The organism is Streptomyces sp. LaBMicrA B280 (assembly GCF_049222185.1).
In the GTDB taxonomy this organism is placed as follows: Bacteria; Actinomycetota; Actinomycetes; order Streptomycetales; family Streptomycetaceae; genus Streptomyces; species Streptomyces murinus.
The window spans coordinates 33530-57598 of the sequence record NZ_JBMJCT010000058.1; the positions used below are offsets into that span (position 1 = coordinate 33530).

A 24069-nucleotide genomic window follows, 5' to 3' on the forward strand; every position below is an offset into this window, starting at 1 on the left:
CCGATTCTCCCCTTCCGTATCCCGGCGTCCGCCCCGACGACGGCAGGCCACCCCGCGCCCCGCCGTCCCACCTGACCCCTTGTCAGCGAGCGTGCCCCTCCATACCTTTGTGCAGCGAGTCCTCGGCCCGGCGGGTGCACCGTCCCGCATCGGCCGTTGCCTGTTCCTCAGCGCACGACACACCATGGAGGCGTCACATGCCCGTAGCCGTGCCGGATCTTCTTCAAGCCGACGGATTCCGCGACGCGGGTCCGCTGGAGATCGACGACGAGGCGATCGTGTTCGAGGACGACGACCGTGGCGACCGCGAGCCCACGGCGTGTCTGTCCGACCCCTGGGTGACCGCCACCACCCGCTTCTCGTGTGACCTGAACTCGTAGCGGTGGTCGTCTCCATCGCCGGCCGCAGCGGCTGGTCCGACGAGACGTGGTCGTACCTCAACGATCCGCGGATGCCGGCGATGGAGCACGGCTGGAAACTGCACGTCTCGGCGCGCCCCGGCGATCTCGACACCGTGACCGGGCTCGTTCTGCCGGTCCTGTCCCGGCACGTCTGCCACGCGAAGTTCGCCCGCGATCCGGAGATCCTGCGCCGTCTCAACTCCGGGGTGGTGAGCGCCGGAGCTGTCGGCAAGGCCATCACCGTCTACTGCCCGGCCGACACGGTGGTCGGCGTCGCCCGGGAACTCGCCGCCGTGCTGCGCGACCGGGAGGGCCCGCGGATCGTCAGCGACCGGCGGGTCGATCACCGGGCACCGGTCTACTACCGCTACGGCCCCTTCACGGGCGACTACCGGACCGGCCGGAGCGGGCGGCTCGAATCCGTCATGACCGGGCCGGACGGCCGGATGTTCGACGGCCTGGCCGTCGGCCGCTACCGGTGCCCGCCCTGGGCCGAGGACCCCTTCGCGTGCGATTCCGGACCCGGCGACACGCCGTCCGCACCCCACTTCGGCGGCGGACGCTACACGGTCACCGCCGGCATCGCGCGCGCACCTCAGGGCAATGTCTACCGCGCGGTCGACCGCGCTCTCGGGCAGCCGGTGGTGGTGAAACAGGCGAGGGCCTTCGTGGGCGAGGACGAATCCGGCACGGACGCCCGCCACCGGCTGCGCAACGAACGCGCGGTCCTCACCGCCCTCGACGGCGTCGCGGGCGTGCCCCGCGCACTGGACTACTTCGCTCACCAGTCGGACGAGTACCTGGTGATGAGCGCCTGCGGCGACCGGGACCTGCGCCGGGAGGTGCTGCGTGACGGCCCGTACCGTGACGACGGCACCCGGCCGGAGCGGGCCCTGTCCGCCCTCGCCTCCCGGCTCCTTCGCATCCTGGACGCGATCCACGGACGAAACGTGGTCGTGCGCGATCTCAAGCCCGACAACGTCGTGCTCGACGCCTCCGGCCCCGGCGGCTGCCACATGATCGACTTCGGGATCAGCGAGCGGGACGGCGTCGGTCCGGGAGGCGCGACCCCCGGGTACAGCGCGCCGGTTCTGCGCGCGAGGGGCCCGGCCGCCCCCGCCGACGACTACTACGCCCTCGGCGCGACCCTCTTCTTCGCCGCCACCGGCATGGACCCGGTCGTCGTCGACAGTGACCGCGCGGTCAACCGGGACCGTACGCTGGACTGCCTGGCGTGGGCACTGCCCGGCCCCGCCCACCGGCAGATCCGGTCGTCGGTATCCGGCCTCCTGAGCTTCGAGGCGGACGTACGCACCGCCGCCGCCGACCGCCTGCGCACCGGCACGGGCGGGACCACACGCCGACCCGCGCGGCCCCGGATCGACGACGACCTGCTGGACGAAATCATCGAGCACACGGCCGCGTTCTGCGTCAGTGAGGCGAGCGCGATCGTGGACCCGGCACGGGCCGCCCAGTTGAACGTGCCCACCTCGATCGACGTCTACGGCGGCAGTTCGGGCCTGGGGCTGGAGCTCCTGCACCACGTGCACCGGCCCGGCGTGCGTCCGGCCGTCACCGCGCTGGCGCGGTGGACGGCGGAACAGTCCAGGAATCTCCCGCCCGGCTTCTACACGGGGCGCACGGGCGTCGAACTCTTCCTCGCCCAGGCGCGGTTGACGGCAGCGGCGGGGGCGTACGACGACACGTGGTCCGGGCACCCCGTCCTGCCGGACCGCGCGCCGGACGGCGGACCGCCGGAGGCGGACCTGATCGCGGGCGCCGCCGGGATCGGCCTCGGCCGACTGCTGCTGGCCCGCCACGCCCTCCGGTCCGGTCACCCGGACGCCGCGCACCGGCACCTCGCCGTCGCCGCCGACTGCGACCGGATGCTGGCGTCAGGCACCGCCCGGCTGACCCCGGCCTGCTCGGAGACGGCCGGTAGCGCCGCGCTCAGCGAGGGCATCGCCCACGGCCGGGCGGGCGTCGTCTGCTTCCTCCTCGAATACGGCGGCGTGAGCGGGGACATGGACGCGATCAGCCGCTCCGAGCAGGCCGGGGCGCACCTGGCCGCCGTGACACCGGACATCATCGCGGCGGCCAACGGGCCGGCGGCGACACGCCGTTACGGCTCGTGGTGCCGGGGGCTCGCGGGCATCGGGACCGTGCTCGTCCGTGCCGCCGAACGCCTCGACGAACCCGGACACCTCGAACTGGCCCAGCGGGCCGCGCGCGCCTGCGCAGCACTGGCACCGCGGATGCCGCTGGTCACTCAGTGCTGCGGGCTGGCCGGAGTGGGTGAGCTGATGGTGGATGTCGCGGAGGCGTCCGGGTCCGAGGAGTTCTGGGACGCGGCCGAGACCACCGCGCTGCTCATCCTGAGCCGCAGCGGCGGCACTTGGTCCCGGCCCGTGTTCCCGGACACCGGGCTCACCCGGTCGAGTGCCACCTGGGCGGGCGGCTCCGCGGGCGTACTGGCCTTCTTCAGACGACTGCGCGACCGGGGCGGCCCCCGGCTCGGTCGAGTCACCTGACCACTGCCACCGGCACGGCGCCCGCCCCCGCTGCCGGTACGGCTTCCGCACAGCTCAGGCGTGGGCGTGGTGGGAGCCGGTCGTCCTGTGCGGGGCGGCGTGATGCGCGGGCCGGCCCGTCGCGGGGACGGCGAGACGCCGCAGGGACAGGCCCGCGGTGACGAGGAGAGCGGTGAAGACGGTCAGGAGGAGGACGGCCACCCACATCTGCCGACTCCCCGGCGCCTGCCAGCCGGACCACATCGTGCATCCCGCCCACAGCAGGGCGCCCGCCGCGTAAAAGGAACGGACACGGCGCAACTGCCGCGCGGCCCGCAGGAACTCGATGCCTTCGCTCTTCGGTGCCATGCCGGGCCGTGTACCCCGATGTGTGACGAGCACCCCGCACCGCGGGTCGATCTGAGCTTCGCCTCCTGGCGCGGGAGCCTCGAAGGAAGGCCGGAGTCGAGCGGCCGGGCTTCCGCCTCGGCCGTTCGCACGGCTCATCGACGCATCAACCGCCCACTGGTGGCAACCCGGACCGTGACGATCACAGGCAGGGCGGGCGGTCCGGCGCCATCCGGTCGGTCCGCTGCCCGCTTCCCAGAAGGGAGATTGCTCTTGTCTCAGGTAGAAGAGTCCATCGCGGTCGACGTCCCGGTCCGTACCGCCTACAACCAGTGGACCCAGTTCGCGGACTTCCCTCAGTTCATGTCAGGTGTCGAACGGATCGAGCAGCGCGGTGACACCCTCACCCACTGGGTCACCGAGATCGGCGGAGTGAAGCGAGAGTTCGACGCGGAGATCACCGAGCAGATCCCCGACGAGCGTGTCGCCTGGACCACGGTCGACGGTGAGGCCAGGCAGGCGGGAGTCGTCACCTTCCACCGCCTGGACGAGGGCCGCACCAAGGTCATGCTCCAACTGGACTACGACCCCCAGGGCCTCGCCGAGACCGTCGGCGACAAGCTCGGCTTCGTCAAGCGGCAGGCCACGGGTGATCTGAAGCGGTTCAAGGAGTTCATCGAGTCCCGCGGCGGTGTCGAGACCGGCGCCTGGCGCGGCCAGGTCTGACCCCCTCTCGACGACCGTCCGGCGGCACCTGTCCGCCCCGGTCCCGGTGCCGGGCCGGGGCGTCCGGGGCTGCCGCGGGCCCGGGAGTGCCTCCCCGCCGATCCGTGCCCCGGCTCCGGCTCCGGCTCCGGCTCCGGCTCCGGCTCCGGCTCCGGCTCCGGCTCCGGCTCCGGCTCCGGCTCCGGCGAGGGGTGCGGTGGCCATGGCGAGACGACGGATGCTATAGCTCTGGTCAAAGCTGCACGGAGCGGTTGCCCGTGCTGCCACGATCGGCCGATGTCCGCAGAGATGACGGGTTCTTCGCATGCGCCCATCAAGGTCAGAGCCGACAACAGGGTCTACAAGGCACCACTGTTGGGCGGGGCGCTGCCCATCGGCCTCGGGACGGTACGGCTCGGGCTCCGGCTGGCCAATGGACGCGGCAGTTCGCCGGGGGCAGGCTGGCCGGGCATGATCGTCGCGATACTCGCCGTGGTCGTCCCCCTGGTGTGGTTCGCCGGAGGGCTGGCACTGCGCCGGGTGAGAGCCGGCATCGTCCTGGAAGACGGTGTGCTGAGGGTCCACGACCGGTGGGGGCGGCTGGTACTGCTCACCTTGGAGTCCGACGTCACCGGCTTGCACCACGTCCGGATACCCGTGGACGGCCACAAGGACCGCCTGGTGCTCACCTCCTCGGACGACACGCCCTTGGTTCTCGACACCCGCTTGTGGGAAGAAGAGCCGCTGCGGCGCCTGTTGGGCCGCTTGACCACCCCACCGGCTCAGGCGCCGGTCAGGCAGCAGGGAATGCTGACCTGGCCCCAATTCCGCACCCGCTTCCCCGGCGCCAAAGTGCCGTGGCGCCAGGTGCACTTCGGTTGGTTCACCACGCTCGTGGTGCTCCTCGCCATCGCCTATATCGCCTTCTTCGTGAACCTGTCCTACTTCGTCTGACGGAGCGGCCGTCCGGTGGGGGACTCGGACGGCCAGTCGAGCACGGTCAGTTCGGGCCACTGCTGTCGCCAGCGAGCCGCCTTCGTCTCGTACACCTCACGCGGGGCAAGCACTGGATTGGGCCGGACGACGAGATTGAACACGTCGGCGAGTCCGTGCGGGGCGTATACGCGCCACCGCCCGTCCGGCTCCTGGCGCACGCCCAGGCAACAGGTGGTGGCAGCGAAGCTGTCGATGGCAGCCTCGGTGCAGGTGTAGGGAGCGCACGCGACGCCGAACTTCCGCTCGTACCAGAGATGGACACGGGCCTCGTTGCGGACCTCTACCTCTGCCGGCAACCCGCCGAACGCAACCTTCGCGGCCTTGATCACGGCATCCTCCGCCTCCCACGACAGGTCGTGATCGTCGAAGTAGAAGACGTCGTAGTCCTTGATCCCGCTGGTGGGCTGCCTGTCCGTGGCCACGTTCCAGACGGTCTGGAACAGGCAGCCGGCCGTCAAGTACCAGCCCGGCAGCCCCAATCGAGCCGTACGGTTCAACACCTCCAACAGCACCTCATTGCGGGAGAGCACAGACTTCAGGGCGGCGAGCTGCTCATCGAGTGGGAGGCGACCGATCACCGCTCATGCCTACCACACAGTGATCCGGCAGCAGGTCGGCCGCAGTCCACGGACCGCCATGTCACCTGCTTGAACCCTCCAGGACGGCGACGCAAGGTGGAGCCATGACATGGACAGCACCACCGGTCGAGCGCGCCGAGCAGCTGGGCGACCTGGGTACCGTAACTGAGCGTCATATGCTGGAGGGTTGGCTGAGCTGGCACCGGGAAACGCTGCTCGCCAAGTGTGCCGGGCTGGAGTCGGCCCACCTGGCGCGGCCGAGCGCAGAGCCGTCGAGCCTCACCCTGCTTGGCCTGGTCCGGCACATGGCGGAGGTGGAGCGGTGGTGGTTCCGGCGGAGCTTCGCGGGTGAGGCCATCGGCGATGTCTTCACCGGCCCGTCAGACGGCGATGAGGGACTCGACGGAGTTCACCCGGCCGACGCGGAGAGGGACTTCGGGCTGTTCCGGGCCGAGGTCACAGCGTGCGACGCGGCGGCGGCCGGGCACGACCTCGACGAGACCTTCATGTCCTCTCGCGGGGTTTCGCTCAGTCTGCGCTGGGTCTACATGCTGATGATCCAGGAGTACGCCCGCCACAACGGCCACGCCGACCTCCTGCGAGAGCGGATCGACGGAGCGACGGGCGACTGATCGCAACGGGTGCGGGGACGGAACGGGCCCGTGTGAGCGTGGAGTTCAACCGGCCGGACGGTGTCCGCGCACATCGCGGCGGACGTCACACCGGGCTGGAGGGGTGGGCCGCCGTGGGTGAGCGGGGTGGCCAGGTCCGGGGGGAGAGGATGCCGAGGACGTAGGCCCGGGCGACCAGCGCTGGGCGTGTCGGTGCTTCGAGGAGGACGCGAAGGCGGCTCAGGTGGTAGTCCAAGGTCTGCCGCGACAGCCGCAGTTCCTCGGCGATGCCCGCGTTGCTGCGGCCGGCCGCGAGCAGGGCGACGATGCGTACCTGGGCGGCGGTCAGGGTGGGCTGGGTCCGCTGGCGTCGGCCCAGATGGGTGACGACGGCCCAGACGCCGGTCACGCCCGGCGCCGCCGCGCCGACGGTGGTCAGCCGGATGCGGGCCCGGCGCTGCCAGCCCTCCCCGTCGACGAGCACCGCCGAGGCGCGGGCGCTCCTGCGCCGCCCGGCGATCAGGTCGTCCCAGACGCGCAGCAGGGCGCCGCGTTCGGGTGTGTCGGCGAGCAGGGAGGCGGCGCGCAGACCGGTGAGGTCGGAGAGGCGGACGCGCAGGATCTCGGCCGTGGCGGTGCCGGCCTCGCTCACTCTGCCGTCCGGGGCGAGCCGAACGCAGGCCAGTCCGCTGTGGTCGCGCAGGGCGCGTAAGTCCGCCTCGGCGCGGTGCCGTTGGTCCATCGCCCGGACGTAGTCGGTGACGTCGACGTAGATGCCCGCGACGCAGCGTTCGTCGCCCCAGCGGACGGGAAACCGGTAACCCGCCGCGTGTGCGGGCGTGCCGTCCGGGCGGCGGTAGGTGAGGGCGTGCCGTATGGACTTGCCGTCGGTCAGGACCTGTTGGTCCATGGCGAGGAAGCGGCCGGCGTTGGCGGGCTCGTCGAGGTCGGACAGATGGCGGCCGATCACCGCGTCGCGGGTCGTCCCGTACAGGTGGGCGTAGGCGTGGTTCGCCCACACGTAGCGGCCGGTGCCGTCGCGCATGAACGCGGCGGCCGGGGTGAGTTCGGCAAGGGCTCCGAAGGGGTTCCGGTCGGGCGGTGCCGCTTCGTCCGACGATGCCTTGCGTTCCGTCTCGTCCACGGGCCCACTCCTTCAATACCGCACGACATGACGTTGGGTGACGTCTCGTGCGTAAGCCGTAGCACTCCGGGAACACGGGAGGACCGGGCGCTCTCAGGCTCTGCACCATCCGGGCGCTAGCGCATCACGGCACCTTCACATGACGCCGACTGCCGTACCGGATAAGGCATTTGCCTGAATGGTTCGCGTGGTGCGGCCATCGGGAGGTGGGTTCGGACTGGTTCGCTTGAAGGAGGAGAACCGGCGGGCGTGAGCGCTCCCCCCACACACATCAAGTACCCCGACATCAAGTGCCTCGACATCGAAGGAGATGGGTCTACGTGAGCCAGGTGCTGTACGTGCATGCCAAGGGCGGTCCCCCGGTGGGTCACGCTCTGACGCGGGTGGCCGGGCGGGCCACGGTGCACCTGCTGGCGCTGAGCGGGCTGCCCGTGGGCGTGGCGGAGGACGCGGCGCGGCTGTGCGCCTCGGTGCTGACGCCTCCCCGGACGGGGCACGCGGACCTCGTCGAGCTGATCACCACGCGCGCCCGCGAGGTGGGGGCGGACGCCGTCGTCACCTTCTCGGAGTACGCGGTGGTCGCGGTGGCCGAGGCGTGCCGGCGGCTCGGCCTGAGGGGTGCCGGGGCGGCCGCCGCCCTGGCCCGGGACAAGCGGCTGATGCGCGCCGAGTGGGAACGCCAGGGTGTTCCGCAGCCCCGCTTCCGCCCGGTCGCGGGGCTCGCCGAACTGGAGCAGGCCACCACCGTATTGTCATGCCCATTATTACTCAAGGCCGCCTGGAGCGCGGGCTCCACCGCGCACCAGATCATCGACGAGCCCGGGCAGGCACGGGGCGCCTGGCGCCGCTCGCGCGAGGTCATGGCGGAGTCGGCACAGCTCGGCTTCGCCGAGATGCATGTGCGGGGCGCGTCGGAGGACTTCATCGTCGAGGAGATCGTCACCGGACGGGCCGAGGAGTGGTTCGACGGCCCCGGCTGGGGTGACTACGTAAGCGTCGAGGGCGTCGTCGACGACGGCACTTTCCGGCCGGTCTGCCTGAGCGGGCGCATGCCGACCGTGTGGCCGTTCACCGAGCGCGCCGGTATCACTCCGGCCGCCGTCGACAGCGGGGCCCAGCGCAGGATCGTGGAGCTGGCCCGGCGGGCCGTCGACGCGCTGGGGCTGGAGAACTGCGGCACCCACACCGAGATCAAGCTCGGCGCGGACGGCCGCATGTGGGTCATCGAGACGGCCGCCCGGTTCGGGGGCGCGATGACCGTGCCGCAGATCGAGGACGTCTTCGGCCTCGACCTGGTCGGCATGTTCACCGACCAGCTGCTCGGCCGCTCGCCCGGCTGGCCCGCGCGGACGCTGACGCCCGCGGACGCCGAGGGCGCGACGGGCTCCCTGGTGGTGCTCGCGGTCGACGGCGACGGCACGCCGTGGCCGCGGCGGCATCTGTGGGACTCCTCGTCGGTGGTCCGCAAGGCCCCGATCGGTGCCGGGAGCACGCTGTCCGTGGTCCGGGAGAGTTCCCTGCCCGACGGCTCGCCGGTCCCCGTCTACGACCCGGCGGGCGGCGCCAACACCATGGCGGGGCTGTGCCTGCTGTCGGCGGACCGGCCGCAGTCCGTCGTGCGCGACTTCACCGCCCTGGTGGCCGCGCTGCCGGACATCCTCCATGTGGACACCGCCGAGGAGGCACGCGCATGACGCCCGCGCCGGACGAGGCCCGCGCTCCGGACGCGGCGGGCGACCGTACCGTGGTCGGCGTCAACCTGTCGCTGCCGCTGTTCCGCACGCTGTCCGGCGTGCTCGCCGGGCACCCGTATCTGAAGGTCGTGGTGGACCGGGCCGAGGACACCTGGCATCTGCTGGACACCCGGGTGCACCCCTTCCACGTGGACTACATCGCCACCCGCGTCCTCGGCATGACACCGCAGGCGCTCGACGCGGAGCTGGACGCGTTCAACGCCTCGGTGTACATGGCGCCGGACCGCCGCTTCCTGCTGGGCATCCTCTCGTTGCACAGCGACGAGGACTCCGGCGGCGCCGAACGGCCCTTCCTCGTCCTGGAGACGACGGAGGCGGACACCATGCACGGCGCCCTGCTCCAGGAGTTCTACGACTACGTCCGCCACCGCGTCGACGGCCGCCTCCCGTTGCTGCTGAAACCGGCGAACCACGGCCAGGAGCATGAGCTGGCCCAGGTCGGCGACGCCCGCATCCCGCGCATCCTGAGCCAGGAGCTGTTCGGCAGCCGCACCCGGACCTGCCTCAACCCGGGTGTGGCGGAGGGCCGTCTGCGGTACTTCCGCAGTCCGCAGGAGTACGACGCCGGGGCCGCGGACCTCGGCTGGGCGGACATCGTCGCCATGGCGGGCCTGCCCGACGACGTGCCCCGGGTGGCCGGATTCATCAACACCCGCCCCACGACACCGCTTTCGCACACCAACGTGCTGGCCTCGGGCTGGGGCATCCCGAACGCGATCGTCCGCGACCTGGACGCTCTGGTGGAGCGGCACGGCCTGGACGACGCCTGGGTCCGCTACCGGGTACGGGAGGATGCCGTCACCCTGGAACCGCTGTCCTGCGCCCCGGCATTGGAGCGGCCGGTCTGGGACACCCAGCGCATCCATATCGACGCGCCGCTCATCGGGGACGCGCCGATCATGGAACTGCACCGGCTGCGGCTCGCCGACCGCGACGGCTACGGCACCAAGGCCGCCCACCTCGGCGAACTGCACCATGTGCTGGACAGCCGTACCGCGGACCTGACGGCCTTCTACGCCCGCCCGCGCCCGCCGCGCCCGGATCTGCTCGCCCATCTCGGCACCCGGCTCGGTGAGCCCGAAGTGCCCCTGGAACGGCTCCGGTTCACGGCCGCCGAACGCGTGGCCCGGGCGGTCCGGGCGCCCCGGGGCGTGGCGCTGCCGTTCCATCTGCACCATCTGTATCTGACCTCGTCACCGGCGCTCCAACAGGGCATCGGCAAGCTGAAGATGGCGCTCGAACTCGACGCGCTCGACATGATCGACTCGCTCTCGCTGGATCTCCAGCACCTGATGCGCGGTACGCCGATGCCCGAGGAGGTGGCGCGAGCCATCACCGGAGCCGTGCCGCGGCTGCTGGCCGACGGCCGCCGTCTGGTGGTGCGTTCCTCCTCCAACGCCGAGGATCTGCCGGGGTTCTCGGCGGCGGGCATCTACGACTCGGTGACGACGGTGCACGGCGCGGATCAGCTGATGGACGCCGTCATCCAGGTGTGGGCGTCGCTGCTGTCGCCGCGGAGCGTGCGGATGCGGCACCAGGTCGGCATCTCGCTGGACGACACCTACATGGGGGTGATCGTCCAGGAGTACACGCCGGCCGACCTCGGGGGCGTGCTGGTCACCTGCAACCCGACGCGCCCGGAGGACTTCCGGAACGTGTACCTCAACTGCACGGCCGGTTCGCCCGAGCGCGTGGTGGACGGCACGGTCCTGCCCCACCAGTACCTGTACAACACGGTCGAGGGCGGCGGCCGTACGGTGGCCGTCGGATCCTCGGGCACCGACCTGCCGGCGGACACCAGGAAGACGCTGGCCGAACTGGCCCTGGCGGGGCGCCTGTTGCAGTCCCACTTCAGCGAGGACGACCCGGACGACGCCCTGGACATCGAGTGGCTGCTGACCGACGAGGGGGCGTTCCAGCTGGTCCAGGTCCGCCCGTACGCCCGATGAGGCGCCGGGGGCCCGCTCCGTGGCGCCGCGCTCCGCGGGAGGACCTGACCCCGGCGGCCCGCCGGGTGATCCGCCTCAACAACGGGTTCCAGCTGCTGTTCAACCTGCTGTGGTGGATGCCCGTCTTCTACGCCTACCAGCGGGACGCGGGCCTGTCCGACGGCCAGATCTTCGGCATCCAGAGCATCTACTACATCGCCTTCTGCCTCTTCGAGATCCCCACCGGACTCGTCGCCGACCGCATCGGCGCCCGCAACTGCCTGTGGGCGGGCGCGGTGGTCATGACGGCGGCGAACCTGATGCCGGTGTTCTCCCCCTCCTACCCGGGCTTCCTCCTGCACTTCCTGGCCATCGCCGCCGGGCGCTCCCTGACCTCGGGCGCGGCCAGCGCCTGCCTCTACGACGGGCTGCGCGCGGAAGGAGCGGACGCCCACTATCTCCGTGCGGAGGGCACGGCGCGGGCCCTCGGCCTCGCCGCCAAGGTCGTCTGCTGGCCGCTCGTCGGGCCGCTGATGATGCTCGCGCCCCAGGCTCCGTACGTACTGAGCGCGGCGAGCGCGGCGGGCTCCCTCGGCTGCGCCCTCGCCCTGCCACGGCTCGCTCCGCGCGACGCGAGCGGGGCGCGGCGCGCCCGCGGGGGCGCGCCCGCGGGCGGCGCGAGGCCGCGCTGCTGCGCGACACCGGCGCCGCGCTGCGGGTCCTGCGGTCGTCGCCGTGGCTCGCCCTGCTCATGGTGCAGGGCGTGGCCGTCTTCACGCTGTCGCGGATCTGCCAGGTCAACCTCTTCCAGCCGATGCTGCTGCACCACGGCATCGGCGAGAGCGACACCGGCGGTGTGCTCGCGGCGATGACCGTCGCCGAGGCGGTCGCGTCCGCGCGGCCCCAGTGGCTGGGCTCCCGGCTGTCGCCCACCGCCTGGGTGTCCCTGCTCAGTGTCGCGCTCGCGGCCACGCTGGCGGGCACCACCGTCGGCGGCCCGTGGACGGTGGCCGCCCTGCTCTGCGGATTCGCCGCGATCACCGGCTTCTGCTATCCGGTACAGCGCAAACTCATCAACGACGCGATCCCGAAGGGCGCTCCGCGCGCCACCCTGCTGTCGATGGAGAGCATCGTGGACCGCGGTGTGTGCGCCCTGGCCGCGGTGGCCGCGGGCGCCTTTCTGGCGGCGGGGCGGCTCGACGCCCTGCTGTGGCAGTCGGCCGCCGTGACCTGCGTGCTGATCCCGGTCCTCCATCTGGCGCTGCGCCGCGCGAACCGGGCGGCGCGGACCCGGGAGGCCGGTACGGCACCCGGCACGGCCGCGGGATCCGGGCAGGCCGGGCCGCTCCCGGCCGAAGAACCCGTCGCCCTGCCCGTCGACGAGGGAGCCGCCCCGAGGCCCTGACCTGCCGTGCGGCCCGTCCCGTTCCACCGCGGGGCGGTGCGCGCGCCTTCGCGGCAGTTCGCGCGGTGTACACATGCCGAACAGGCTGTGCGTCGCCTGTGAAGGAGGCGTGGGGTTGTTGTCGTTTGTGCCCCAGGTGCATAGCGCGAGCGGCCGTTGCTGGGGTTTTCTCTGGGTGTCACCGCCAAACCCCCACGCGACAAGGGGAGTTGGCAGGACACCGACCTTCATTTCGCATTGGCATGCCCCTGCCATTCCAGGGGTGTGCCCCTCATGTGGCTCACCCCGGCCGGCCCCACACCGACCGGGAAATCCCCCCACGGAAAGAGAAGCCCGCATGACCCACGGCAATATACGTCGCCGGCGCACGACCCTCGCGGCGGCCACCGCCGTCGCCGCCGCGGCGGCCCTGCTGAGCACCTCGCTCACCGCCTCGGCCACCGCCCGGCCCACCGCCGACGCCGCACGCCCGGCCGGAGCGCCGGTCGCCCTGTCGGCCGCCGCCCACACCGGTCTCATCCGGCACGCGCAGGCCGGACTCGCCGGGACCGCCAAGGCCCTCGGCCTGGGCAGCCAGGAGAAGCTGGTCGTCAAGGATGTCGTCAAGGACGGCGACGGCACCGTCCACACCCGCTACGAGCGCACCTACGCCGGTCTCCCGGTGCTCGGCGGCGACCTGATCGTGCACACCGCCAAGTCCGGCAGGACGGAGGGCGTGACCAGAGCGTCGAAGGCCACGCTGAAGCTCGCCTCGCTCACTCCGCGGATCGCCGCGGCCACCGCGCGGCAGCAGGCCCTGGGCCTGGCGAAGAAGGACCGTTCGGCGAAGCCCGCCGTCGACCGGGCTCCGCGCAAGGTCGTCTGGGCGGCGAGCGGCAAGCCCGTCCTCGCCTACGAGACCGTGATCGGCGGCTTCCAGGACGACGGCACGCCGAGCAAGCTGCACGTCGTCACCGACGCCGCCACCGGCAAGAAGCTCTTCCAGTACCAGGGCATCGAGACCGGCGTCGGCAACACCCAGTACAGCGGCAAGGTCGACCTGGCCACGGCGCAGTCCGGCTCGTCGTACACCCTCACCGACGACACCCGCGGCGGCCACAAGACGTACAACCTGGACCACCAGCAGGACGGCACCGGCACGCTGTACTCCCAGGACAACGACACCTGGGGCGACGGAACCACGTCGAACGCCGCGACCGCCGCGGCCGACGCCGCCTACGGCGCGCAGGAGACGTGGGACTTCTACAAGAACACGTTCGGGCGCAGCGGCATCAAGAACGACGGAGTGGGCGCCTACTCCCGTGTCCACTACGGCGACTCGTACGTGAACGCCTTCTGGGACGACAGCTGCTTCTGCATGACGTACGGCGACGGCTCCGGGAACAACGACCCGCTGACCGCGCTGGACGTCGCCGGCCACGAGATGAGCCACGGTGTCACCTCCAACACCGCCGGCCTCGAGTACTCGGGCGAGTCGGGCGGTCTGAACGAGGCCACCTCCGACATCTTCGGCACCGGCGTGGAGTTCTACGCGAACAACAGCTCGGACCCCGGTGACTACCTCATCGGCGAGAAGATCGACATCAACGGCGACGGCACCCCGCTGCGCTACATGGACAAGCCCAGCAAGGACGGCGGTTCCGCCGACTACTGGACCTCCTCCGTCGGCGACGAGGACGTCCACTACTCGTCCGGCGTCGCCAACCACTTCTTCTACCTGCTGTCCGAGGGCAGCGGCGCGAAGACCGTCAACGGGGTCGACTACGACTCGCCGACCAAGGACGGCTCGACGGTCACCGGTATCGGCCGGGACAAGGCGCTGCAGATCTGGTACAAGGCGCTGACGACGTACTTCACGTCGACCACCGACTACGCCGCCGCCCGCACGGGCACGCTGTCCGCGGCGACCGACCTGTACGGCGCCGACAGCGCCGAGTACAAGGCGGTCGAGGCGGCCTGGACCGGGGTCGACGTGCACTGAGCCGTCCCGCTCCCGCTCGCATGACCGTGGCACCCGGGCCTGTGCGGCCCGGGTGCCACCCGTGTCTCCGCCGCCCCGGCCCCACGTCGGCCGACGCGGCCGTACGCGGCCCCGTCACCTTCTGCGGGTCCAGCCGCTGCCGATCCCCGCGATGTGCAGGGCCAGCGCGGTCAGTCCCAGGAGCATGATGTTGACGGACGAGAACGTGTGATTGGTGCTGATCTCGGCCGCGTTGACGAGGAACGACACGAAGAACAGCACTGCCGCGACGATGCCGAGCATGACAAGCCCCTCTCGGTAGGAAGTGAGACCCGTATGCCCGGCCGGCGCGGTCTCAGGCGTGGGAGTGGACGGACGGCGTGGGCGTCGCGGGAGCCTGTCGTGTCCGGCCGCGTGTCATCCGGGCGACACATCGGCATCAGCCCGTCCCCTTGGTGGTAGGTCTGAGCGGTGGCCGGGCGCGAGCGCGACCTCCCGGTCACTCTGGCCACGATCAGGAGTGCGAATGTCCCCGAACCTGGCGTCCTGGCCCGCGGACGATGTCCGGCGCCCTCCTCTGCGGGCACGCTGGCGCAGGGCGCTGAACGATCACACCGTGCCCGCCCAGCGCTCGCTCATGGCCGCCTGGCTCGGCTTCGGGTGCACCTTCGGCACGGCCCGGCTGATCACTCACGGCATCCGGGGCGGCTGGCTGCCCTGGGGAAACATCTCCGCCGGTCAGACACATCTGCACCACTACAACTTCGGCATCGCCACGCTCGCGGGCGTCGGACTGGTGGCGGTCCGCGGCGACGACGCCTACGTCGGCCACCCCGGGATCGGCGCCCTGTACGGTGCCGGTTCGGCGTTGATCGCCGACGAGTTCGCCCTGCTCCTCGACCTCAAGGACGTGTACTGGGCCAGGCAGGGACGCGTCAGTGTGGACGTCTCCCTGGGCATCCTCAGCGCGTTGGGGCTCTATCTGACCGCGGTTCCGTTCTGGCACGAGATCACCAAGGTCACCCGCGACCATCTCCAGGGACGCCCGGCCAAGGGGGCGGCAGCGCCGTGAACCGGCACCGGTGAGGCCCCGTCCGCCCGGTCTATCCGGTCGGTTCTGTGATGACGCCGCGGCCGGAAGGCGAGTGAAGCTGCTCGCGGGCCGGGCCACCGCAGTGCGCGCACACCACCGCCGCCTCGAAGCGGTGCCCGCACGCGTGCTGGAGGCGCATCGGCGGGTCCTCGGCGTTCAGATGCCGGTCTCCCCACGCCATCAACGTCAGCAGCACATCGTTGAGTTCCGCGCCCGCCTCGGTCAGGTGGTACTCGTAACGCGGGGGATGGGCGCTGTACAGCTCACGGCGCACGATGCCGCCGGCCTCCAGCTTGCGCAGCCGGGTGGTCAGAATGTCCCGCGGCGCGCCCGTGTTCGCCGCGATCCCCCCGAAGCGCCGTACACCATGACTGAGCTCACGCACGATGAGCAGGGCCCACCGCTCCCCCACAAGACTCAAGGTGTCCGTTATAGAGCATTCCCGAGGCGACATGACCGCGAGAATATCCCGGATCCGGTCTTCCCACCCGGCCGGGCGACCGGGGAGGGTGAGGCATGCGAGCGGACGACTGGCACCTCACGCACGATGCCGACGGCTTCCTCGGCCGGACCGGCGCGTTCCTGCGCGCGCGTCCCGTACGGCACCTCGTCACCCTGTCCGCGCTCCAGAGACTGCGCGAGCGGGAAGCGGCGGCGAGCGGCGCACCGGCCCCCGCGGCGGGAACGCGGGGGCCCGTCTTCGGGTGGGTGGAGCGGGCCGGTGAGATCGGCGGGACCTTCTATCACCTGCCCTCCGGCGGCATCGGGCTCACCCCCCTCTCCCCCGCGCGGGCGGACGCTCTCGCCGCCCGGCTGGCCGGCCTCGGACACGCGTTGCCCTATGTCAGCGCGGACCGCGACACCGCGGCCGCGTTCGCGAAGGCGTGGCGGCGGCACGCCGGGGTGGAGGCGGCGGTGCGGGTGCGGCTGTGTCTGTACCGGCTCGGGGAACTGACACCGCGGCGGCCGGTACCGGCGGGGCGCGGGCGGCCGGTCGGCGAGCGGGGCGGCGACCGGGACCGACTGATGGACTGGTGCCGGGAGTTCGCGGCCGATGTCGGGGAGGAGGTGGCCATCGACGCCGATACCTGGGCGGGCACGCGGTTCGCCCGCAAGCGGTACACGTTCTGGGAGTCGCCCGACGGCGTGCCGGTCTCCATGGCGGGGGTCAACCCGATGCTCGCCGGGGTGGCCCAGGTGGACCCCGTCTACACCCCGGCCCGCCTCCGGGGGCGCGGGTACGCGGGTGCGGTCACGGTGGAGGTGAGCCGAGCGGCGCTGGCCGCGGGCGCCGAGAGCGTCGTCCTGTTCACGAACGCGGCCAACGCGACGAGCAACGCCCTCTACCAGCGCCTCGGCTATGTCCGGGTGACCGACTGGGCGGTGTACGACTTCACACAGCTCCTCCCCTGAAGGCCCAGGCACGCCGCGCGGGGCCGAGCAGAGCCCTGGGACACCGGGGTCAGCGCCTGGCTCCGCAGGAGGGGCAGAAGGCGGCGTCGTGCGGGAGGCTCTGCCGGCACGCGGAGCAGCTCAGGGGCTGGGCCAGATGGTGGCCGCAGCCGTGGCAGAAGGCGCCGCCTCGGGTCTCCGTACGGCAGTTGGGACAGACCAGCTGGCGGGGGGTGGTGACGTCGTACCCCGTCCCCTGCTGCCGGCCGACGTCGTACGCACGCTCGGTGACCATGTCGTTCAGGCCGCGCTGCTGGGCCGCCTGCGCCTCGGCCGCGGTGTCCGGCGAACAGGTCAGGCACAGCCCCTGCCCCTGGTTCCAGCAGCGGGCGCAGACGTAGGAGGTGCAGCGCGGGCAGCGGTTGAAATGCCCCTGGGCACGTTCGATGGCACGGGTGAAGGCGGCGTCCCGCTGGCTGCCGAAGTTCGCTCCCGCCAGCCCGTCCGCGGCGTTGGTCACGCTCTGGCCGGTGCTGCCGCCGATGACCGACCAGGCGGCGTTCACGCCCCGGGACAGCCAGCCCGCCATCTGCCCGGCCCGGAACGGCTCGAACGGGGAACGCCAGGTGTCCCAGCAGCGCGAGCACGAGAACTCGAACTGGAAGCCCGCGCCGGTGCCCTGCTGGACGCACAGGTCGCGGTGGTTGTTGCTGAAGTAGATCTCGGTGCCCATGACGGCCGTCTCCCCCACACAAGTCGATCCCGGCGAGGAGTGTATAGCCGTCGGCCGTGAGCGATCCGGGACCGGTTCTCGGCGGGATCCGTCCAGCGCGGCGGAGGCCGGGATTCCGGGCGTGGTGCCGGCCGGTGGCGTGAGGTCCTGGCCGCCGGTGGAGGACGCGGCATGGCCGGGCGACGGGCGCGGCCACTAATCTCTCGGCAGCCTCTCCACTCGATCGGAAGCGAGTCGCACATGGCCTCTCCAAGACCCCTCGGCACCGCCACCGCATGGCTGGTGCGCCTGTTGTCCGCGCTCACGCTGGTCGCGGGCGGAGTCGTCTTCTTATCCGGGACCGCCCAGGCCGCCACGATATGCGGCAACGTCTCGGTGCCGCCGGGCTACGTGATCACCTCGGAGTCGCTCACCGCGAGTTGTACCGGCGGCTATCTGACCGAGACGATCCAGCCGCCGTCCAACGGCCTCGCCGTCTGCCTGAACGGCCCGGTCCCGACCGGCTACGCGGTCACCTCGATCTACAGCAGCAACAACTGCGGCCAGTACCAGACCGGCCGGATCAACACGGTCACCAACGGCATGCGGATCTGCGGGAACTCCAATGATTCACTGCCGAACGGCTATGTGATCACCGGCGAGGGACCGGACAGCACGTGCGCGCAGTGGTACGGCGAGACGGTCAACCTCGCGAGCAACGGCATCGCCGTCTGCGGCAACTCGCCGATCCCGGCCGGCTACGTGATCACCTCCAGCTACCAGAACGCGGCCTGCGGCATCTACCTCGGCGCCCGGCTCAACACCGCCTCCGACGGCATGACGTTCTGCGGCAACTCGCCGATCCCCGCCACCTACGTGATCACCGCGAACTTCCAGATCAGCGGATGCGGCCAGTATCTGGGCGGCCGCCTGAACGTGGCCTACAACGGCATCATCGCCTGCGCCGACTCCCCCACCCCGCCCGGATACTGGGTCTCCGCCAACGGCATCCAGTCGTCCGCGTGCAGCCCCTACCTGGCGGAACGCCTGAACAACAGCTGATCCCGGCGTCCCCGATGCCCCCTCCCGGCCCGGCCCGCCGCCGGTGCGGCGACCGCACGGCTCGCGTCGGTCCGCGCGCGTCCTCCGGCGTCGGAGCCCGGGAAGGGGCATGCCCCCTCCCCCGCCGCGTCCACACTGGTGGCATGTATCTGCGCATCGAAGGTCACACCCTGCCCGGCCGGAACTGCGGCCCCGACGCCCGCTTCCCGGAGGTCAGCGGGATCGAGGTCGCGGTCCAGCGCAAGGACCGGCCCGCCGAGCTGCTCGATCCGCAGCCCGGCGACGCGCCGACGGTGGCCTGGACGCTTCCCTGCGCGTTCACCGACGACGGCGCACCGCACGGTCCGTACGTGCAGAACCGGCTCGGCGGACGCTTCGTCTACCTCTCCTGGCTGGGCACGCGGCCCGGCGAGGAGGTCTCGCGGATGTTCCGGCGCGCCAAGCTGATGCTCGACGAGATCGCGCCGCGGGTGCTCGCCGAGGCGCGGCTGAGCGGCGTACTGGTGGCCCGGCTCGCCCTCACCGACGCCCAGGGCCAACCGCTGTGCGGGCGGGTGCCGCACCCGGCGATCGCCTGGAGCACCGGCGAGCCGTCGGACGCCTGAGCCTGCGGCTTCGCCCGGTGGCGTCGGCCTCGCCGCCGGGCCGGTTCCCCGGGGCGCGCCGGTCCTCGCCCCTGACGCACACGCGCCCCGCGGTCGACCACCGCCGAGCGCGACCAGGCCGGGTCCGAACGCCAGGCGAACGTCAAGCCGCCGTCATGGAGGCGGCCGCCCGGGGCGCCGAGGATGTGATGCAACGGCAGGGGCGAGAACAGGGGCCACCCCGGCACCCGTCGCCTCCTGTCGGCAGAAGGGACAGCCTCCGATGCAGTTCCGCACAAAGCTCGCCGTGGCGGCGACGGCCGGCCTGCTGGCCTCCGGGCTCGCGTTCGCCGGCGAGGCACAGGCCGCCACCGGGTCGCCCTCCGCGAACGTGTCGACGAAGTGCTCCAACTCCTACGGTGCCCTGCGGGCCTTCTACCTCACCGGCTACTCCGGGCCCTGCGAGGAGTTCTGGGCGACCTGGCACGACACCTCCGGCATCACCTTCAGCAACGGTGTCACGGTCACCGGCGGTCAGGTCTGGAGTGCGGAGAACGACAGCTGGCGCAACGCCAACATGTACTCCGGCGCCTGGGGCCAGGGGAACCTGCACATCCAGTACGCCGGGACCTCCAGCAACAACCTCGAGGGCCTGGGGCTCCTCAACTCGCTGAGCTGGACGCCCGACTGGAACTGACACCGGCGTCCGGAACCGCGATCGCGGACCGGCCGGTGCGGCGTGCCACGGAAGTGGCCGCCGTGCCGGCCGGTCCTGCCCTCACCGCATCCCTGCCGTGTCCCCGCCGTATCCGCATCACGATGGAGCCGAGGTCCCGCCCGTGATCCCGAAGCCGAACCGCCTTGGCCGCGCCGCCGCGCCGCTCCTGCTCGCGGCCGTACTGACGGGCGCCGCGACCGCCTGCGACGGGCCGCCGACGGCTCGGCCCCACCCCGGCGCCGGGCACGCCACGGCCGGCGCCGCCGACATGCCGCTGCCCGCCCGGGTCCCGGTGACATCGGTCGGCGCGTCCCCGACCGCCTGGCAACTGCCCATGGACGCCTACCAGTACACACCGGCCCAGTCCGCCGAGCTCCAGGCCGCCGTCTACTCGCTGGCCAACTCCTGCATGCGCGAGCTGGGTTACTCCACCGACCTGCCCACGCGGCTGCGCCCGGGCCCCGACCACAACGCCTTCCGCTACGGCCCGGTGACGGAGGCCCAGGCGGCCCAGGGATACCGCTGGATGCTGCGCAAGGCCGCGCCCGACGGCGCCGGTGCCCTGAACCCGACCGGTGAGGAGTACGGCGCGCTGCTCGGCACGTCCCGGCACGGACGCAACGGGCGCCCCGTCCCCACGGGCGGCTGCTTCGGCTCGGCCCGCGGCGCACTGGCCGATGGAGGAGGCCGCGTCGACCTCCCCGACGTGATCCGCGCCATCGCCGACGACAGCTACGCGCTCTCCCGGCGCACCGCCCAGGTTCAGGCGGTCTTCCACGCCTGGTCGGCCTGCATGCGGCAGGCCGGGTACCACTATCCGGACCCGACCGCGCCCGCCCGCGACAAGGCGCTCGTCGGCACGGCGCCCAGCGGGACCGGCCCGGTCCCGGCGCCGGGCCCGCGCGAGGTGGCGGTGGCCCGCGCGGACGTGGCCTGCAAACGCCAGGTCGGGCTCCTGTCGGTCTGGTACTCCGTCGAACGGACCCTGCAGACCGAGGCGGCCGCCCGCCACGCCGCCGAACTCGCTGCCGTCCCAGCCGTCATCGCCCGGACCGTGCGCAACGCCACCGCCGTCCTGAACGGGGGTGGCCACCATGGCTGAGTGAGGAGCCCGCACCCTGAACAGGGGCCCTCGCACCGCGCTTCCCCCTGTCGGACCGGCCGCGAGCCCGGTGCCGACTTGTCCTTACCTGCCCCAGAACGAGCGGCGGTTGAACCCGTACCGGCCCTTGGCCGAGAATGGTTCGACTGACTTGTGCCGTTTCGACGGCCAACCGTTTCCAGGGGGGGAAATGGGCGGTAGTGCCTTTGGGGAGCTTCTGCGCGACTGCAGGCTCTCGGCCGGCTGGACACAGGACGAGTTAGCCGACCGGTCAGGTGTGTCGTCGCACTCGATCAGCGTGCTGGAGGCGGGGCGGCGGCAGCCGCGGCTCTCCTCGGTGAGCCGCCTCGCCGAGGCCCTCGCGCTCGATCCGCGCCGCCGTGAGCAGTTGCTCGCGGCGGCGCGCACCGTATCCGCGCCGCCCCGCCCCGCCGCCGCCCGCGGCACGGCGCGGCCACGCCCGGGTGCGCCCTGCCAGCTCCCCTACGACACCCGGCTGTTCACCGGCCGGGCCCGGGAGCTCGACCAACTGCTGGCGCTGGCCAGGTCGGCGCCCGCGGGCAGCGCCTCCGGCATGGTGGTGATCTCGGCGCTCGACGGCATGGGCGGCGTGGGCAAGTCCGCGCTGGCCATCCGCGCCGGACACCGGGCGCGTGGCCAGTTCCCCGACGGGCAGCTCTTCGTGGACCTGCACGGCCACACCGCCGGGATCGCCCCGGTCCCGCCCGCCGACGCCCTGGACTGGCTGCTGCGTTCGCTGGGCGTACCGCCGCAGCAGATACCCGAGGACCTGAGCACCCGCTCCGCGCTGTACCGGGAACGGCTCGCCGACACCCGCACCCTGATCGTCCTCGACAACGCCGCGAGCAGCGCGCAGGTGCGTCCGCTCCTGCCCGGCACGCCCGGCTGCCTGGTCCTGATCACCAGCCGCGAGCGGCTGACCGGCCTCGACGACGCGCACGGTCTCGCCGTCGGCGTGCTCCCGGACGCGGACGCGGTCGCGCTGCTGCACGAGGGCGCGGGCCCCGGCCGGATCCCCGCCGGTCATCCGGCGGCCGACGAACTCGTGCGGCTCTGCGGCCAGTTGCCGCTGGCGATCCGTATCGCCGCCGCGCGGCTGCGCCACCATCGCGGCCTGGACGTCGAGGACCTGGTGGACAGGCTCCGCGACGAGCATCAGCGCCTGGCCCATCTGACCGACGAGGACCGGAGCCTGACCGCCGTCTTCGCGACCTCCTTCGCCTCCATCGCCCCCGACGAACAGCATCTGCTGCGGCTGCTGGGCCGATTCCCCGGCTACGACGTCGACGCCTGTGCCGTCGCCGCCCTGGCCGGCATCGACCACCGCGGCGCGGAGCGGCTGCTGGAATCCCTGCTGCACCACAACCTGCTGCTCCAGCGCGCCCCGGGGCGCTACCTCTTCCACGACCTCGTCGGTCTCTACGCCCGCTCGAAAGCCGAGGAGGAGACCGGGGAAGAGACCGGGGAAGAGACCGGGGAGGCGGACCGCGACGCCCCGCTGCGCAGGCTGGCCAGGTACTACCAGGACACCGCCGCGCGGGCCAACGCGCACCTGGCACGCCGTACCCGCCCCGGGCGGCGCCCCGAGCCGTCGGCACCGGCTGCCCTCCCCGCGCTGACCGACCGGCCGAAAGCCCTGGCCTGGATGCGCAGCGAGCACCGCAACCTGCTCGCGCTCCTCGGCCACCCCGCCCTGACCACCCTGCCCTCGTTCACCGTGTCGCTCTCCGCCGACCTGGCGGCCTTCCTCCTGCTGGAGGGGCACTGGGACCAGGCCGCCGCGCTGCACCGGTCCGCGGTGGCCGCGGCGGGGGCCGCCGATGACCACCGCGGCGAGGCGGACGCCCTGTGCGATCTGGGCCGGGCCCGGCACGCGACCGGCGACTACCGGGCCGCCGCGGAGCTGTACGAGGAGGCCCTGGCGATCCACCAGAAGCTGGGCGACGGGCACGGCGAGGCCAACGACCTGCACGAGCTCGGCCGCATCCGGCTGCTCACCGGGGAGATCCAGGAGGCGGCCTGGCTGCACGAACGGGCCGTGGCCGCCTTCCGGGCCCTCGGCGACCGGCTGGGCGAGGCCCGCGCGCTGTGTGATCTGGGCCGGGCCCGGCACTCCTCGGGCGACTCCCCCGCCGCGGTCGAGCTGACCTTGCAGGTACTCGCCCTCTACCGGACCATGGGAGACCGCCGGGGCGAGGCCGCCGCCCTGCACGACCTGGCCTACGTCCTGGACGACATGGGTGACCGGGACAGCGCCGGGGACTTCTATCAGGAGGCGCTGTCGATCTACGAGGACCTCAACAGCGTGCAGGGCGTGGCCAACACCCTGCGCGGGCTCGGCCGGGTCCGGCACGCCGTCGGTGACCACCGCGCCGCGGCCGAGTTGCACCAGCGTTCGCTGGACACCTGCCGGGAAGCGGGCAGCCGCCATGGCGAGGCCGACTCGCTGCTCGGCCTGGGCCGGGCCCGCGACGCGCTGGGTGACAGCGGTGACGCCGTCGCGCTCTACCGGCAGGCGCTGGCGCTCTACCGGGAGATCGGCAGCCGGGTCGGTGAGACCGGTGCCCTGCTCGCGCTGGGAGCGCTGAGCGAACGGACGGCGGACGCGCGCTCGGCGCTGCTCCTCCATCAGCAGGCGCTGGCGCTCGCCCAGGACACCCACAGCCCGCTGAACGAGGCGCGCGCCCTGGAAGGCGCCGCCCGTTGCGCCCTGGCTCTCGGGGACAGCGCCGCCGCCCTGTCCGGCCTGGAGGAAGCCCTCGCCCTCTACCGCCGACTCGGCTCACCCCGCGCCGCGGACACCGCCGCCCGGCTCTCCGCCCTGCGGACCGCTCCGATCGCGACGATCCGGCCGCCGCAGTGGTCCACCGGTACCCCGACACGACCGGCACCATGACCGCACGGCCCGGCACGCGGGCCCTGGAGGCGGAGAGGGCAGGATTTGAACCTGCGTGGGCCCCGAAGGGCCCGACCTCGAGACGAGCTCGGTGGTCCCCGATAAGCCGCTCCGGGCACCTCTCCCTGTTCCCGGCCCCGGTGGTTCCC

General features: G+C 72.3%; 23 protein-coding genes and 1 pseudogene. 17 read left to right on the forward strand and 7 right to left on the reverse strand.

Annotation, left to right across the window (positions count from 1 at the left end; genetic code table 11):
* Nucleotides 1-197 precede the first annotated feature (197 nt).
* The gene (locus ACLF5H_RS31665; protein WP_111581453.1) at nt 198-380 is read left to right on the forward strand and encodes an SflA family class IV lanthipeptide; all 183 of its coding nucleotides are present in this window, start codon (nt 198-200) and stop codon (nt 378-380) included.
* A 2-nt stretch (nt 381-382) separates the two neighbouring features.
* Nucleotides 383-2932: a class IV lanthionine synthetase LanL gene (gene lanL, locus ACLF5H_RS31670; RefSeq protein ID WP_421679448.1), complete on the forward strand. Its 2550-nt coding sequence runs from the start codon at nt 383-385 to the stop codon at nt 2930-2932.
* 54 nt (nt 2933-2986) lie between these two features.
* Here the strand turns inward: lanL and ACLF5H_RS31675 are convergent, their stop codons facing one another.
* Nucleotides 2987-3280, reverse strand: a complete 294-nt coding sequence (locus ACLF5H_RS31675) for a hypothetical protein (protein ID WP_421679449.1) — start codon at nt 3278-3280, stop codon at nt 2987-2989.
* A 252-nt stretch (nt 3281-3532) separates the two neighbouring features.
* Between ACLF5H_RS31675 and ACLF5H_RS31680 the strand changes: the two genes are divergently transcribed.
* A complete protein-coding gene (locus ACLF5H_RS31680) occupies nt 3533-3985 on the forward strand; it encodes an SRPBCC family protein (protein WP_421679450.1) in 453 nt (150 codons plus the stop codon).
* Between the two features lie 276 nt (nt 3986-4261).
* Nucleotides 4262-4918, forward strand: coding sequence for a hypothetical protein (locus tag ACLF5H_RS31685; RefSeq protein WP_421679451.1), 657 nt, complete (start codon nt 4262-4264; stop codon nt 4916-4918).
* Here the strand turns inward: ACLF5H_RS31685 and ACLF5H_RS31690 are convergent.
* Nucleotides 4906-5538 carry a nucleotidyltransferase family protein gene (locus ACLF5H_RS31690; protein WP_421679452.1) on the reverse strand — a complete coding sequence of 211 codons (633 nt, stop codon included), beginning with the start codon at nt 5536-5538 and terminating at the stop codon, nt 4906-4908. The two genes, ACLF5H_RS31685 and ACLF5H_RS31690, sit on opposite strands and share 13 nt — an antisense overlap.
* 104 nt (nt 5539-5642) lie before the next feature.
* On the opposite strand from ACLF5H_RS31690, the gene ACLF5H_RS31695 reads away from it, so the two are divergent.
* Complete coding sequence (locus ACLF5H_RS31695) at nt 5643-6170, forward strand: DinB family protein (protein ID WP_421679453.1); 528 nt, start codon at nt 5643-5645, stop codon at nt 6168-6170.
* An 85-nt stretch (nt 6171-6255) separates the two neighbouring features.
* Here the strand turns inward: ACLF5H_RS31695 and ACLF5H_RS31700 are convergent, their stop codons facing one another.
* Entirely contained in the window at nt 6256-7293 is a 1038-nt protein-coding gene (locus tag ACLF5H_RS31700; RefSeq protein ID WP_421679454.1) for a PAS domain-containing protein, read from the reverse strand.
* Between the two features lie 320 nt (nt 7294-7613).
* Between ACLF5H_RS31700 and ACLF5H_RS31705 the strand changes: the two genes are divergently transcribed.
* From ACLF5H_RS31705 to ACLF5H_RS31725, 5 genes are all read left to right on the forward strand, one after another.
* Nucleotides 7614-8987: an ATP-grasp domain-containing protein gene (locus ACLF5H_RS31705; protein ID WP_421679455.1), complete on the forward strand. Its 1374-nt coding sequence runs from the start codon at nt 7614-7616 to the stop codon at nt 8985-8987.
* Nucleotides 8984-10996 carry a PEP/pyruvate-binding domain-containing protein gene (locus tag ACLF5H_RS31710; RefSeq protein ID WP_421679456.1) on the forward strand — a complete coding sequence of 671 codons (2013 nt, stop codon included), beginning with the start codon at nt 8984-8986 and terminating at the stop codon, nt 10994-10996. The genes ACLF5H_RS31705 and ACLF5H_RS31710 overlap by 4 nt, the downstream gene beginning before the upstream one ends.
* A complete protein-coding gene (locus tag ACLF5H_RS31715) occupies nt 10993-11847 on the forward strand; it encodes a hypothetical protein (protein ID WP_421679457.1) in 855 nt (284 codons plus the stop codon). Before ACLF5H_RS31710 ends, ACLF5H_RS31715 begins: the two co-directional genes overlap by 4 nt.
* Complete coding sequence (locus tag ACLF5H_RS31720) at nt 11739-12380, forward strand: hypothetical protein (protein WP_421679458.1); 642 nt, start codon at nt 11739-11741, stop codon at nt 12378-12380. The genes ACLF5H_RS31715 and ACLF5H_RS31720 overlap by 109 nt, the downstream gene beginning before the upstream one ends.
* Nucleotides 12381-12717: 337 nt before the next feature.
* Nucleotides 12718-14361, forward strand: a complete 1644-nt coding sequence (locus ACLF5H_RS31725) for a M4 family metallopeptidase (RefSeq protein WP_421679459.1) — start codon at nt 12718-12720, stop codon at nt 14359-14361.
* A gap of 114 nt (nt 14362-14475) precedes the next feature.
* Here ACLF5H_RS31725 and ACLF5H_RS31730 read toward each other — a convergent pair whose 3' ends face one another.
* Nucleotides 14476-14643, reverse strand: coding sequence for a hypothetical protein (locus tag ACLF5H_RS31730; RefSeq protein WP_421679460.1), 168 nt, complete (start codon nt 14641-14643; stop codon nt 14476-14478).
* A gap of 223 nt (nt 14644-14866) precedes the next feature.
* Between ACLF5H_RS31730 and ACLF5H_RS31735 the strand changes: the two genes are divergently transcribed.
* Nucleotides 14867-15412: a hypothetical protein gene (locus ACLF5H_RS31735; RefSeq protein WP_421679461.1), complete on the forward strand. Its 546-nt coding sequence runs from the start codon at nt 14867-14869 to the stop codon at nt 15410-15412.
* Nucleotides 15413-15443: 31 nt separating this feature from the next.
* Here the strand turns inward: ACLF5H_RS31735 and ACLF5H_RS31740 are convergent, their stop codons facing one another.
* The gene (locus ACLF5H_RS31740; protein ID WP_421679672.1) at nt 15444-15845 is read right to left on the reverse strand and encodes a winged helix-turn-helix transcriptional regulator; all 402 of its coding nucleotides are present in this window, start codon (nt 15843-15845) and stop codon (nt 15444-15446) included.
* A gap of 104 nt (nt 15846-15949) precedes the next feature.
* Between ACLF5H_RS31740 and ACLF5H_RS31745 the strand changes: the two genes are divergently transcribed.
* Complete coding sequence (locus ACLF5H_RS31745) at nt 15950-16846, forward strand: GNAT family N-acetyltransferase (RefSeq protein ID WP_421679462.1); 897 nt, start codon at nt 15950-15952, stop codon at nt 16844-16846.
* A 49-nt stretch (nt 16847-16895) separates the two neighbouring features.
* Here the strand turns inward: ACLF5H_RS31745 and ACLF5H_RS31750 are convergent, their stop codons facing one another.
* Nucleotides 16896-17558, reverse strand: coding sequence for a zinc ribbon domain-containing protein (locus ACLF5H_RS31750; RefSeq protein WP_421679463.1), 663 nt, complete (start codon nt 17556-17558; stop codon nt 16896-16898).
* 240 nt (nt 17559-17798) lie between these two features.
* On the opposite strand from ACLF5H_RS31750, the gene ACLF5H_RS31755 reads away from it, so the two are divergent.
* From ACLF5H_RS31755 to ACLF5H_RS31775, 5 genes are all read left to right on the forward strand, one after another.
* On the forward strand, nt 17799-18599 hold the full coding sequence (locus tag ACLF5H_RS31755) for a hypothetical protein (protein ID WP_421679464.1): 801 nt from the start codon (nt 17799-17801) through the stop codon (nt 18597-18599).
* A 143-nt stretch (nt 18600-18742) separates the two neighbouring features.
* Nucleotides 18743-19204: a DUF5990 family protein gene (locus ACLF5H_RS31760; protein WP_421679465.1), complete on the forward strand. Its 462-nt coding sequence runs from the start codon at nt 18743-18745 to the stop codon at nt 19202-19204.
* Between the two features lie 262 nt (nt 19205-19466).
* Nucleotides 19467-19880 carry a hypothetical protein gene (locus ACLF5H_RS31765; RefSeq protein ID WP_421679466.1) on the forward strand — a complete coding sequence of 138 codons (414 nt, stop codon included), beginning with the start codon at nt 19467-19469 and terminating at the stop codon, nt 19878-19880.
* Nucleotides 19881-20022: 142 nt separating this feature from the next.
* Nucleotides 20023-21003, forward strand: coding sequence for a hypothetical protein (locus ACLF5H_RS31770; protein ID WP_421679467.1), 981 nt, complete (start codon nt 20023-20025; stop codon nt 21001-21003).
* Between the two features lie 190 nt (nt 21004-21193).
* Entirely contained in the window at nt 21194-23920 is a 2727-nt protein-coding gene (locus ACLF5H_RS31775; RefSeq protein WP_421679468.1) for an ATP-binding protein, read from the forward strand.
* Between the two features lie 30 nt (nt 23921-23950).
* Here ACLF5H_RS31775 and ACLF5H_RS31780 read toward each other — a convergent pair.
* A pseudogene (locus ACLF5H_RS31780) lies at nt 23951-24045 on the reverse strand.
* Between the last annotated feature and the right edge of the window lie 24 nt (nt 24046-24069).